The 12,057-nt window shown below is 46.5% G+C and carries 12 protein-coding genes; 4 read left to right on the forward strand and 8 right to left on the reverse strand.

The window, feature by feature from the left end:
* The first annotated feature begins 86 nt into the window (after nucleotides 1-86).
* The 3 genes from purF to UWK_RS06285 all read left to right on the forward strand — a co-directional run bounded on the left by purF (nucleotide 87) and on the right by UWK_RS06285 (nucleotide 2,760).
* The gene (purF, locus tag UWK_RS06275; RefSeq protein WP_015403515.1) at nucleotides 87-1,508 is read left to right on the forward strand and encodes an amidophosphoribosyltransferase; all 1,422 of its coding nucleotides are present in this window, start codon (nucleotides 87-89) and stop codon (nucleotides 1,506-1,508) included.
* A gap of 8 nt (nucleotides 1,509-1,516) precedes the next feature.
* Nucleotides 1,517-1,708, forward strand: a complete 192-nt coding sequence (locus tag UWK_RS06280; RefSeq protein WP_015403516.1) for a ferredoxin — start codon at nucleotides 1,517-1,519, stop codon at nucleotides 1,706-1,708.
* A 152-nt stretch (nucleotides 1,709-1,860) separates the two neighbouring features.
* Nucleotides 1,861-2,760: a hypothetical protein gene (locus UWK_RS06285; protein WP_015403517.1), complete on the forward strand. Its 900-nt coding sequence runs from the start codon at nucleotides 1,861-1,863 to the stop codon at nucleotides 2,758-2,760.
* A 30-nt stretch (nucleotides 2,761-2,790) separates the two neighbouring features.
* Here the strand turns inward: UWK_RS06285 and UWK_RS06290 are convergent, their stop codons facing one another.
* The 5 genes from UWK_RS06290 to mobB form a co-directional block, all read right to left on the reverse strand.
* Nucleotides 2,791-2,994, reverse strand: a complete 204-nt coding sequence (locus UWK_RS06290) for a hypothetical protein (protein WP_015403518.1) — start codon at nucleotides 2,992-2,994, stop codon at nucleotides 2,791-2,793.
* Nucleotides 2,991-4,760, reverse strand: a complete 1,770-nt coding sequence (locus UWK_RS06295; RefSeq protein WP_015403519.1) for a M3 family oligoendopeptidase — start codon at nucleotides 4,758-4,760, stop codon at nucleotides 2,991-2,993. The genes UWK_RS06290 and UWK_RS06295 overlap by 4 nt, the downstream gene beginning before the upstream one ends.
* A gap of 35 nt (nucleotides 4,761-4,795) precedes the next feature.
* Nucleotides 4,796-5,281: a hypothetical protein gene (locus UWK_RS06300; protein WP_015403520.1), complete on the reverse strand. Its 486-nt coding sequence runs from the start codon at nucleotides 5,279-5,281 to the stop codon at nucleotides 4,796-4,798.
* Nucleotides 5,282-5,493: 212 nt separating this feature from the next.
* Nucleotides 5,494-6,312: a substrate-binding domain-containing protein gene (locus UWK_RS06305; RefSeq protein ID WP_015403521.1), complete on the reverse strand. Its 819-nt coding sequence runs from the start codon at nucleotides 6,310-6,312 to the stop codon at nucleotides 5,494-5,496.
* 40 nt (nucleotides 6,313-6,352) lie between these two features.
* Nucleotides 6,353-7,012: a molybdopterin-guanine dinucleotide biosynthesis protein B gene (mobB, locus tag UWK_RS06310; protein ID WP_015403522.1), complete on the reverse strand. Its 660-nt coding sequence runs from the start codon at nucleotides 7,010-7,012 to the stop codon at nucleotides 6,353-6,355.
* Nucleotides 7,013-7,326: 314 nt separating this feature from the next.
* Between mobB and UWK_RS06315 the strand changes: the two genes are divergently transcribed.
* Nucleotides 7,327-8,049 (forward strand): glycerophosphodiester phosphodiesterase, encoded by a 723-nt coding sequence (locus tag UWK_RS06315; RefSeq protein WP_167320724.1) that lies wholly within the window; start codon nucleotides 7,327-7,329, stop codon nucleotides 8,047-8,049.
* Nucleotides 8,050-8,077: 28 nt separating this feature from the next.
* On the opposite strand, the gene UWK_RS06320 is transcribed toward UWK_RS06315, so the two are convergent.
* The 3 genes from UWK_RS06320 to UWK_RS06330 form a co-directional block, all read right to left on the reverse strand.
* Entirely contained in the window at nucleotides 8,078-9,706 is a 1,629-nt protein-coding gene (locus tag UWK_RS06320) for a phosphoethanolamine transferase (RefSeq protein ID WP_015403524.1), read from the reverse strand.
* 145 nt (nucleotides 9,707-9,851) lie between these two features.
* Nucleotides 9,852-10,487 carry a DUF6498-containing protein gene (locus UWK_RS06325; protein WP_015403525.1) on the reverse strand — a complete coding sequence of 212 codons (636 nt, stop codon included), beginning with the start codon at nucleotides 10,485-10,487 and terminating at the stop codon, nucleotides 9,852-9,854.
* A 113-nt stretch (nucleotides 10,488-10,600) separates the two neighbouring features.
* Entirely contained in the window at nucleotides 10,601-11,974 is a 1,374-nt protein-coding gene (locus UWK_RS06330) for a sigma-54-dependent transcriptional regulator (RefSeq protein WP_015403526.1), read from the reverse strand.
* Between the last annotated feature and the right edge of the window lie 83 nt (nucleotides 11,975-12,057).

The following is a 12,057-nucleotide window of genomic DNA, read 5'->3' on the forward strand; positions in this document are numbered from 1 at the left end:
CAAAGATATTTGTTTTCTTTGTGCCTTTCCCTTTTTTATACAAATGCAGATTCACTGCCGAGTTGCTGTATACGAGGAATATTCCAATGACAAATAGTAGCGTACAGATTGTTGAAGATGGACGCCCTAAGCATGAGTGTGGTATCTGTGGTATCTTTGGTCACGAAGATGCTTCAAAGCTCACCTATTTTGGCTTATACGCACTGCAGCACAGAGGTCAGGAAAGTGCAGGGATTGTGGCTTCCGATGAGGGAAAGGTTTCAATCCATAAGGCCATGGGCCTTGTTCCTGAAATTTTTTCAGAGGATATTCTTCAGGGCTTACCGGGTTCCATGGCCATGGGGCATGTTCGATACTCCACCACCGGTTCCTCCAATGTGACGAACTCCCAGCCTTTAATGGTGAATCATAGAGGGTGCACCCTTGCGGTCGCTCATAATGGGAACCTTGTTAACTCGCTTGAATTACGTCATGATCTTGAAGGGAAAGGGTCTATCTTCCAGACTGCAATGGATAGTGAAGTGATCCTTCATCTCATGGCACGTACCACCCATCTTGGTCTCGATCGGGCACTCAGCGAATCGTTTTCCTGTCTGAGGGGTGCCTATTCGATCCTGTTAATGACAGAGGATACTCTTGTTGCTGTCCGGGATCCTGGTGGGTTTCGACCTCTTTGTCTCGGAAAATTAAATAACGGTGCCTTGATTGTGGCTTCTGAGACCTGTGCCCTGGACCTGGTCGAAGCTGTGTATATTCGGGATGTTGAACCGGGTGAGGTTGTTATTATCACCAAAGATGGCATTCGTTCAATTTTTCCCTGGCCGAAGCAGAAAACAAGTTTCTGTATTTTTGAGCAGGTCTATTTTGCCCGTCCCGATTCAGACGTCTTTGGTATCAATGTGTATGAGGCCCGTAAACGAATGGGGGAGATTATGGCGCGGGAATCTGGTATGAAAGGGGATTTTGTTATGCCCTTTCCGGATTCCGGGAACTATGCGGCCATCGGGTTTTCCAGAGAATCCGGTATCCCTCTTGAAATGGGAATGATCCGGAACCATTATGTGGGACGAACGTTTATTGAACCAACCCAATCCATGCGAGACTTTAATGTGCGGGTGAAACTCAATCCTGTAAGGGCTTTGCTGAAGGGAAAACGGGTTATAATTGTAGAGGATTCCGTTATCCGTGGCACCACTGGGCGGAGCAGGGTAAAGGCACTGCGAGAGGCAGGAGCCACAGAAGTTCATATGATGGTCAGCTGTCCTCCCACCCGCCATGCCTGCTACTATGGAATCGATTTTCCCTCGTCGGATCAGCTTATTGCAACGAACAATTCGCTGGAGGAAATAGCCGCCCATCTTGGTCTGGACTCAATTTACTACTTGAGTCTTCAGGGGATGGTCGAAGCCACAGGATTGAAACCCGAAGACTTTTGCCTTGCATGTTTTAACGGTGAGTATCCCGTCGAGCCCGACAGAAGTTTTACCAAGAATGCATTGGAGAGATAGGGGCGGATATGCTAAAGAAATCCATTCTCATTGATGTTTATGAATGTAATGGTTGCGGAGCCTGCGTAGAAATCTGCCCCGAAGTTTTTATAATGGACGAATGGGAGAAGGCCACTCTTATTGATCCGGATGCTGAAGTAACTGAAAGGGTGGAAAAAGCCGCCGCCTATTGCTCGCAAAAGTGTATTTCGTTTGAGTGACAGATTTTTATAAGCCTGATTTGCAATCTCAAAAATACCGAATTAGGATCTTAAAAAAGTCCTTTCATGTTTTTCAGAAAGACTTCTGCTGTCCCGGGGCATAACATACAAATCATTACCTTCAAATTTACACGAATCAGCACAGGGAATTCTTGGACAATCTTTTTCTGACAAAACTGCTTGAGTCTGGCTACACTGAAGATCCACTCGATGAGATCCTGGCCGTGATTACTTTAATGGCGCCGGATTTTCCCCAGGAGCCCCTTGTTGAGCTACATCGTGAAATCAGGTTGATTTTTGAGGGGGAACATCCGGAGTACCGGCAATCGAACACCAAATATCATAACCTCAATCACACCTATGGCGTTGTTCTGGCAACTGTGAGACTGTTTCACGGATTGTCCCGTGATGGCTGGCATGTTTCTGAAGAAACTTTAAGCAAGGCACTGTACAGCGCCTATTTTCATGATTGTGGCCTGTTACTCAAGAATTCTGAGGATGCGGAAACCGGCGCTGTGTACACCCTTGGCCATGAGAAACGCTCCATGTTTCTTATGGCAGACTATCTGAAAGCAAGAAAATTTTCCCTTCCCTTTATTACAGATTGTTCGCTCATTATCCAGTGTACAAATCTTAGTATTGACCCTGACTCGTTGTTTTTTCCATCTGCAGAAATGCAGCTGGCTTCTTTCTCCGTGGGATCTGCGGACATCCTGGCTCAGATGGCCGACAGATACTATCTGGAGCGGTTACCGTTACTTTTTCAGGAACATGAGGAAGGCGGGGTTACCGGCTATAAATCTGCAGTGGAATTGATGGAAAAGACTTCTGTGTTTTATCATGAGGTTGTGGTTGATCGTCTGTCCTCTGTATTTGGAAATCTCACCAAGTTTATGCAGATTCATTTTCGGGAACGCTGGGGGGTTGATCGGAATCTTTATCTTGACAGCATAAAGAAAAATGTCACGTATATCCGACTTATTGTGAGGTCGTGTGGCGGTGATATGGAAGAGTCGCTACAGAAGTATCTGCGACGTATTCCACCTGACTGATTTCATCCATAGTGTTGAGCTTTCCCTTCCTTACTTCTGCCGTGGATCTTTTCCTGTTTCAAACATTTCAAAAAGGTCGTAAAACAATCTGGCCACAGCGCTGAAGTGGGTGGCAGAGCCCGAACTGGCATAGGCCTTGGTGAGTTCCATGGCCCGGGCGAAACTTTCCTGACATTCTGATTCCTCAGGGGACTTCAGTACTCCTACAAGACGTGCTCCTATTTCATCCTTCATGATATTTCCTCCAACATGTTTTCAATGACGTGCAAGCCACCCTGCCAGAAGGAAGGGTCGTTCAAGTCAATGTTGAACGGGGCCAGTAGTTCGGTTGGGGATTTACTGCCTCCCTCCGAAAGAAGATACAGATATTTGGGGATAAAATCAGCCCCTTCTTTTTGATAAATTCGATAGAGCGCCAGTACCAGCAATTCGCCAAATGCATAAGAGTAGACATAGCCAGGGGTATGGAGAAAATGGGGGATATAGGACCACCATATTTTATAATGATCTCCAAGTGTGACTGCATCACCAAACATTGCTTTCTGGCTCTTCATCCACAGGTTTGAAAGATCATCGGTTGAGACTTCTCCGCTATTGCGGCGCTGGCTATGAATCATATCCTCAAAGCGGTTCATGGAAATTTGCCTGAATACGGTGGCAAATATTGATTCCAGTTTCTGGCAGATAAAGGCCTGTCTTTGCGCAGGTTCGCTAAGAGATGCGAGCTGCTTGTGAAAGATCAACAGTTCGGCAAAAACGGAGGCTGTTTCGGCAAGTACCAGTGGCGTGTCACTGTTGAAATAGCCCTTATCCCTGGCGAGATATTGATGGATACCATGGCCGAGTTCATGGGCGACTGTGGATACATCCCGGAGATTTCCAGTGTAATTCACCAGAACATAGGGATTGGCATCAGGAACTGCCGGATGAGCGAATGCTCCACCCCGTTTTCCATCAAGTAGTGGTGCATGAATCCAATTGTTGTCAAAGAAAAGATTCGCGATATCAGCCATTTCTGGGGAGAAATCCCTGAACCCATCGAGCACCATTTGTCTACATTCTTTCCATGGAACGAGGCGATCTGGCAGGGAGGGAAGTGGGGCGTAGCGGTCATAATCGTGGAGGGTATCGAGCCCCAGAATATCTTTCTTTATCGCATAGTAACGCTGGACGATATCGTAACGTTCAGTGCAGCTGTCCACCAGGGCATCGACGGTTCTATCTTCGAGTTCGTTGGAGAGGTTTCTGGAACTGACCCAGGAGGGGTAGTGTCGTAACCTGTCGTCGATCATCTTTTCAGCAAGAATAGTATTGAATATATGGCTGAGAATATGGAGCTGGCTGTCGAGGCCAGTGGTGAGTTCAAGGGCAGCATTTTTACGAACACTGCGCTTCGAATTGTAGAGATCCGAGAGCACTTCCTCTTCACTTCTTTTCTTTTCGCCGAACTCAAGGTGTCCCAGGAGTTTTTCAAACAGGGTGAGCCAGCTATCACGGCCCACCGGTGAGAATTCCACCAGCAGAGATTCTTCAGAATGTGACAGGAGATGGTTGGCATATTTACGCAGGTTGCTGAGATAATGGTGATACTCTGCAGTATCCTCAGCTGTAAGAAATCGGTCTGCAGAGGTTTGATCCATTTTGGCCCATTCCAGGTCGAAGAAAACCAGCTCCCTATTGACACGGCTTGCATCTTCCTTGCATTTCTGGAGAAAGGCTGCCGCCGCATTGTTTTTAACTTGAGTGACAAAATTGAGAAAGGCGTAAGTGTCAATGCGGCCAAGGTTGATATGGATACGTTCTATACGGCGCACTGTCCTGGCAAAGGTGGCAGGAGAGAGTTCTTTGAGTTTCCCCGCACATCCTTCCCTTATCAGCTCAGCCTCCTGTATGCAGAGGTCAAGGTCATCCTGAAGCAGGTCATCTTCAAGTGAGTCGTAGAGGGCGTCGAGATTCCAGATTACATTGGTGGTACCGAGTTCGTCATTTAAAGCTGACATGCAAATATCCTCCGGTGAAGGTGGTAACATACGATTTATTGTCTCATGAATTCAATAACGCTAAAAAAAGAAAAGAGCCAGTCCCCATCTGTTTTTTCTGCATGAATCGTGAGTTCATAGGTGTCGCTGAAGCGGTCATTACTGGTTATTTCGGTCAACTGAAGGGTCGTTGTGATTTCTGCCAGGGTCTTCTGGGGAAAGATGATGCTTGTGTTATAAAAGCTGAAAGAGGTTTCAGGCATCGTTCTTTTCATCATAATGATCTGATCTGTCAGCTCTTTCTTGAGAAAGTCACGATGGATATTATGGGAATCGATCTGCACCATACAGGGATTCTTGCAGAGTTTAGCCGCAAGAGCAGCTTTTTTGAGCAGGGCAATGGCTGTTTCTTCACTGGTTGAAGAACAGTACTCTGCGAGTGTATCCATATTGCTGAGTATTTTCTTTTTATCATTTGGAAGGAAAAGGATTCCAATGACGCTCACAATGAGAATCAGTACGGTGATTATTTTTTTGTCCATGGAATAAACTCTGCCTGGCATTCTTCGCTGACGCGTTTTAGCAGTATGATGTTTTTTTCGGTGAAGCGAACAGTGACAATATCAAAACGTCTCATCGGTGGAAAAGGGTATTGGAGCCGCCAGCAGAAAATAAAGATATAGAAGGCGGCTGAGGTATCTTCTACTGATCGCAGGGAGGAAATATTTCCGTATTATCTGAGATGTTTTGCAGATCACCTGGCATTGGGAGTGAAAAGAATATTTCCACCTTTATCTCTGAAGGCGCCGATTGTATCCTGGCCTGCCGGTGAGCTGAGCCAGATAACAAAATTCATGGCTGACTGGTAGTTGACATGTCTGTGATTTCTGGGGTTAACGATCATAACACCGTACTGATTAAAGAGGCTTGGATCCCCCTCGAGAAGAATAGTAAAATCATTATTTTTACTGGCCTTAAGGCTGAGCCAGGTGGCGCGGTCTGCTATTGTGTATGCCTTTTTCTCCATAGCCAGATTGATTGTTTCTGTCATTCCCAGGTTTGCGGGCAGGTACCAGGAATCAATTCTGCCAGGCATTGCTCCGGTGCTGGCCCATATACGGTTTTCACGCATATTGGTCTCGGAATTGTCGCCGCGGGAGATAAAATTGGCTTTTGAAGCACGAATTTTTTTGAAAGCATCGAGGGGCACAGTTGAGTTCTGTAGTTCAGCGGGGTCATTTTTGGGACCAAGAATAACGTAGTCGCTATACATGATCTCTTCACGATCAATAAAGTACCCCTCGTCCACTAGCAGGATTTCAAGGTCCCTGTCATGTGTGAGGACGGCATCCACTTTACCCTGTTGACCAAGTTCCAGTGCAGCACTGTTACTTACAGCGGTAACAGTCACGTCAATGCCGGTGCTTTTTTTGAAAATCGGTAACAGATAGTCGAGTAGACCGGAGTCAAGGGTTGCCGTGGTCGAAGCAACCTTGATTGATTCTTGGGCGTGCAGGGTGGTGAGCGGGAGTAACATAACAAAAAGAAGAAGGAAACTGATTTTTCTGTACATAATGTGCTCTTCTAAGTGAGAGTGGATTTATTGGGAGTTTTTATGGAAGGGTTATCCGGATATCAATAGTTTTAGTCACTTTAGTGCCAAGCTTCAGGGAATCTACAAATCCACATACGGTACCGGCAAGTGCATCCTGAACAAAATTTTTCATGGGGATGCGATTACCGTTGATGAGGAGGGTGGTGTGGTCTGCACCTTTTCCGGCATCCTGAAGGAAGCGTTTTTCAATAAATGAAGCAATTTCAGCAGCTTCGGTGAGTCGAAAAACATGGTCTCCACTGACCTGCTCATCACTGGCAACGGCAATTACTCCGGTCACTGTATTACGGAGGAGTTCTTTTGTTTCACTATTGCGGAAGACTTCAATTTTAGAGACCTGCCTGGCCTCTTTGAAGCCTTCTCCAATAACAATATCAACATCCGGAAAGTGGCGGTGGGCGAGACTTGTCAGGGACTCCTGCCTGTTATCCGTCATAATCACCATCTGATCAGGTGCTACCAGCATCACAGAATCCGCCCCGGCACTGCGGTGGGTATGGGTGTCCGTTCCGGGGGTATCAAAGACAATCCCCGTTTCCTTGGTGGATTTAATGACAGCCACCTGGTATCCAAGCTGTTTAAGATGGCTGACAACCCTGGAAGCGAGTGTTGTTTTGCCGCAATCGTGCCAGCCGATAAAAGTGACGATGGGTGGCATGTGGGGAACCTCGAAAATGAGTGAATAATGACAAGCAATAACTGCTGAAATGTATCCTTGATAAATTACCGTATCCTGCTTAAGAATTCAAGGAGCCTTGAAACTCTTTTTCCGGGAGTGTTCCCTTGTAAAGGGAGAAACATGCTAACAAATCACATTGACATGCTGGGGAGGGGTTGGTAGTTATCAGATGGTCGCTAATCATACTGTTTGGCGTACAAAAGTGTGGGCATTGTTCATGGTTTTACTCATCCCTACTCTTTATGACTAAATTCATAAAATACCTTTTTCTTTCTGTTCTGCTCTTGGTGATTGTGCTTCAGGTTGCAGTTACTTTATTGAGCCCGGCGATTGACCAAGAACTTTCCAGGATGGCAATCAGCCCTCTTTCAGGGCGAAGGGGGGAGGTCTGGGGACATGCCGGGTATACTGCTGATGGATCTGCGGCTAATAGTGTAGCAGGCCTCAATGCAGCGGTCGAGCGGCAACTTCAGGGAGTGGAGCTTGATATCCATTACGACCATGAACTGAAGGGCTTCGTTGTTGCCCATGACCCGGACTATGATAAGAAAACTGTGCTGCCCCTCGATGAGGTTCTGGAGCGATTTGGTAGCCTGCCTGGGTTCTGGCTGGACTTCAAAAACCTGAGTAGACAACCGCCATGGCGGGTATCACTTATTGCCGAAAAACTTACCTCTCTGCTCGACAGATATGGTTGCAGTGACAAGACTCTTGTTGAGTCAAGGAATCCCGTTTATCTCTCTCTTTTGGCCCATCATGGGATACAGACAGCTTACCATCTGAGTATCAGTAAAATTCCGGCCATTTTCCGGATCGAGGAGTTTCTCTACAAGTTTGTTTTTATTTATGGCCGGTTGAGCAGCTTTTCGATTGGCCACAACCATAGTGGTGGTGAGCTGTTTAGGAGCTTTTCCCCAATCCCCTTTGTCGTCTCTACTATTAACGACCCCGATGAAATAACCAGATTGCAAAAACAGAAAACAGTTCTGGTGATTCTGTCAGACAGACCTAGGTAACCATCATTTTTGCTGCTCGACATTCCTGTCAGTTTTCGGTCTTTGCAACGTTCTCTGCTTTTCTGTTCTCCACTTCATTTTTCTTCAAGGTCGGGATATATCGATCCGAAAAGATATCATTCGTCTCGTTATAATAGATCCCTTCTATCCCAAGAAGTCCAAGAACCGTGTGGTCGAGAAGATCAACCCGATATGGCCGTGAAGCTATGGCTGGATCCACCTTTTCGAGGCTGGGACTCCAGAAAACCATTGGGATTTCCCATTGTTCCGGGGCCGTGTAGTTGTGACCGGAATAATTGTCATTGTGGCATACATCTTGACCATGGTCGGGAAGGTAGAGCCAGGCACTGTGCTTGGCGTCTTTTGAGTTTTTCAATATTTCGATAAGCCTGTGGCGAACCATGTCTCCATATACAATGGAGTTGTCGTAGAGGTTCCTGAAGGTCAGGGCCCACCTGGCCCGACCTTTTTCTTTAAGATCAAGGGTGACGGGGTCATTATAGGTGTCGGTGAAAAGGCTGTACGAATCGGGGTAACGGAAGTTATAGGCGGGATGGGAACCCAGCATGTGGACGATGATGAATTTTTTGTCATGGTTGGCGGCCAGTGCTTTTTCGAAGGGGGCAAGGAGAATTGCATCATAGGAGCCCTCTCCTCTGGATTTTCCCCGGTTGGTTCGGATGATCTCATCACCATGCTCTGAAAAAATCTTGATGATACCTTTATGGGCGTCGGTGGAGTGGTTAGAGATGTAAGTGACATGGTAACCCGCATGTTTTGCTATAAGGAGGATATCAGGATCGGTTTTCCAGCGCTCCGGTTCCTCTATCGTTGCTGGGGTCAGCATATGGAGAAAAGCGACCAGAGTTGCCGGAGCGGCAGCGTGAATATTCTCAAAAACCACGAGTTCGTCTTTCATCCCATCGAGTTGCGGCGTTGTTTTTCTGTCATAGCCGTAGAGTGACCAGTTGTGCCTCGTGTCACTCTCTCCGATAACCAGGACGACGGTTTTTTTCTCCTCATCGCCAGTGTATGTCATGAGATCAAGGTTTGAAATTTTCAGGTTGGCATCGAGTTCCTCGACCAGACGGGCAGTGACACGAAGGGCCTCCTGCCAGTTATTATAGTAGTAGGGAAAATATATAAAAGGATTGGAACGGTATAATGACGGGTTAAGGTGAATAACAGTTGTCAGGAGCAGAAACACCACCAGTTGCCATCTTTGCCGCCTCGGGCTGGGCGAAGAGAGCGGAGTATTGATTACGTACCGCAGATAGAGTGTGAACAGAGCAATGCAGAGAACAGTATGTTTGATCAGGTACCAGCGGTAGTGGAGAACAAATTCCGTACTTTCACTCTGGTCTGTTGAAAAGATGGCGGCCATAATAGCGTTTTCTTCCTGGGCCACTCCGAAAATATCCTTTAATCCGGCATGAAAGCTCATATTGACAAAGAGCACCAGCAGGGTAAAAAAAGTTATATACTTGAGTTTTTTGGACTCCGGAAAATAAGGTTTGAGGGCCAGGAGGCTGCCAATCAGGAGCACCCCGATCAATGCAATCTTACCAGCACGGGCATGATTGAGATAACCAATAAGATAATAGGTCAGAGGAAATATAGAAAATACAAAAGCTTTGATGAACGGTGTTTTGAACATAAGTGAGTGCTGGAGACTGGTGCCTTTTCTTCTAATGGTTATCGGTAAGTGAAGGGTAAATGTCTGGCCCCAATGAAAGGAAAACAAAATAGACTCAACAGGCTCCGGGGCAGAGCACACGGTGAAGGCACTATAGCCCAATATACTATTGTTTTACAAGAGGAAGACGATGATGGGAGATGATGTGCATTAATATATCAGCAGCTGTTTTGAGTGTGAGAAAAACAAATAGCAGCCACGTTGATTCTCCACTTATGGCTGCACCGAGGATGATAATCAGATGCATGGGGATGATCCTTGCATAAGGGAAAAACATAAGAGTACCGATATTAGGATTTCCGGCAGCATCTTGTTCCTTATTATAGCGATAGGAAAAGGCGTGATTGAAAAGAAAAATGCCAAGTCCAACGGCTCCATGGAGCATAAAGTACGGTGAGGTTTCCGGGATGCTGGTTATGAGGAAGATAGCGTAAAAAAGATGGAATGCACCGTAATGGAAAAGGAAAAACCAGGCGGTGGATTTTTGGGTTTTCGGGGCGGCTTCTGCCTGTCTTCCATTGATTTTGAAGCCCTTTGTGCTGAATGACTTCAGAGCAAGAATGCGCCTCCAGTTAAAAAATCCGATAATCATGTTCTGCCACCAGTAAATCCAGAGGAGTTCCCCCATGGACCAGCGTTGAACAAGAGCCAGAACTATAACAATCAGGTTTGAGAAGAAGAGCAGCCGGATAGAAGGGTCTGTACGAAGTCTGTAGCGTACTGTTGTTTCTGTTATTTTCAAGTGTAATCCTCTGCAGATTCCTCTAGGTTTTATTTGACAAAACAGGGAATTAGGCTTTCTGCAACTCCGTTTACTTACAATGAACTGGGAAGAGTCTCTGAGAGACCAGTAGCTTAAAGAATATCGTACTCCTTGAGTTTGTTCAACAGGGTTTGGCGGGCAACTCCTAAAATCTTGGCCGTTTTACTCCTGTTCCCCTCATTTTGGGCAAGAGTTGCACGTATCATTTCCCGCTCCATATCTCGAAGTGTAACAGGTGCTGCCGTCGGATCCTGATTTGTCGTTGCTCCCTCGGGTCGTATTTGTGGTGGTAATTCCCGAATGGTGATCCGTTCACCGGGACAGAGGATTACAGCCCGCTCCACTGTGTTTTCAAGTTCACGAATATTACCAGGCCATTGATGCGCCATGAAGATGCGCAGTACTTCAGGGGCAAATCCCTTTATGTCTTTCCTATTTTTTACGGAATAGCGTTCAAGGAAAAGGGAGGCAAGTTCCGGAATATCTCTGGTACGCTCGCGCAGGGGAGGCAACTCCACCGGTACCACGGAAAGCCTGAAAAACAGATCCTGTCTGAACGTCTTTTCCTCAATCATAAGCTGCAGATTTCTGTGAGTTGCCGCAAGTACGCGCACATCGACCTTGATGGTCTCGCTTCCTCCCAATCTGTCCAGTTCTCCTTCCTGGAGTACTCTTAAAATCTTGGCCTGGGTCTGGAGGCTCATATCTCCAATTTCATCAAGAAACAGGGTCCCCTTGTCGGCCTGTTCAAAGCGGCCTTTACGTCTGGAAACAGCACCGGTGAATGCGCCTGCTTCGTGTCCAAAGAGTTCACTTTCAAGAAGATTTTCATTGAGGGCTGCGCAGTTTACTTTGATAAATGGATACTGTTTTCGATTACTCTGCTGGTATATGGCGCTGGCAATCAATTCTTTTCCCGTCCCGGATTCTCCGGTGATGAGTACAGTGGCGTCGGAAGGGGCAACAAGCTCAAGGGTTGCAAAAAGTTCCTCCATGGCCGGACTGCTCCCTATTATGTTGCCGAATGAAAAGCGTTTTTCCAGATGTTTTTTTAACCTGATATTTTCCTGCTTCAGTTCCTGAAAGCCAAGGGCCTTCTCCATGACCATTTTCAGTTCATCAATATCTATGGGTTTGGCTACATAGTCAAAGGCACCTTCACGCATTGCTTTGACGGCTGTTTCAACCGATGAAAAAGCAGTGAGGACTATCACCGGGATGGTTGAATGCACTGTATCGTTAAGTGCCCTCAACGTGGCTAGTCCATCCATGCGAGCCATTTTCATATCCAGTAGGATCAGGTCTATCGGTTCCCGTTGTTCCTGTTCCAGAAATGGGATCACCTGATCACCATCATCAACTTCCATAATATGAAAGTCTTCCCCGGAGAGGTTCACCTTCAGCATGGTTCGATGGGCAGTATCATCATCCACCAGCAGAATTCGCTTTTTATTTGTCTTGCTCAAACCTGTTCTCCGGGAAGGATTATCTTCATAGTGCTGCCTTTTCCAAGAGTGCTTTCCAACGCAGACATCGCTCTACAAGTAGC

The sequence above is a fragment of the Desulfocapsa sulfexigens DSM 10523 genome (assembly GCF_000341395.1).
GTDB lineage: Bacteria > Desulfobacterota > Desulfobulbia > Desulfobulbales > Desulfocapsaceae > Desulfocapsa > Desulfocapsa sulfexigens.

Coding starts and splice junctions, on each gene's coding strand:
- purF (WP_015403515.1), top strand. CDS start 87: ATGACAAATAGTAGCGTACAGATTGTTGAAGATGGACGCCCTAAGCAT.
- UWK_RS06280 (WP_015403516.1), top strand. CDS start 1,517: ATGCTAAAGAAATCCATTCTCATTGATGTTTATGAATGTAATGGTTGC.
- UWK_RS06290 (WP_015403518.1), bottom strand. CDS start 2,994: ATGAAGGATGAAATAGGAGCACGTCTTGTAGGAGTACTGAAGTCCCCT.
- UWK_RS06295 (WP_015403519.1), bottom strand. CDS start 4,760: ATGTCAGCTTTAAATGACGAACTCGGTACCACCAATGTAATCTGGAAT.
- UWK_RS06300 (WP_015403520.1), bottom strand. CDS start 5,281: ATGGACAAAAAAATAATCACCGTACTGATTCTCATTGTGAGCGTCATT.
- UWK_RS06305 (WP_015403521.1), bottom strand. CDS start 6,312: ATGTACAGAAAAATCAGTTTCCTTCTTCTTTTTGTTATGTTACTCCCG.
- mobB (WP_015403522.1), bottom strand. CDS start 7,012: ATGCCACCCATCGTCACTTTTATCGGCTGGCACGATTGCGGCAAAACA.
- UWK_RS06320 (WP_015403524.1), bottom strand. CDS start 9,706: ATGTTCAAAACACCGTTCATCAAAGCTTTTGTATTTTCTATATTTCCT.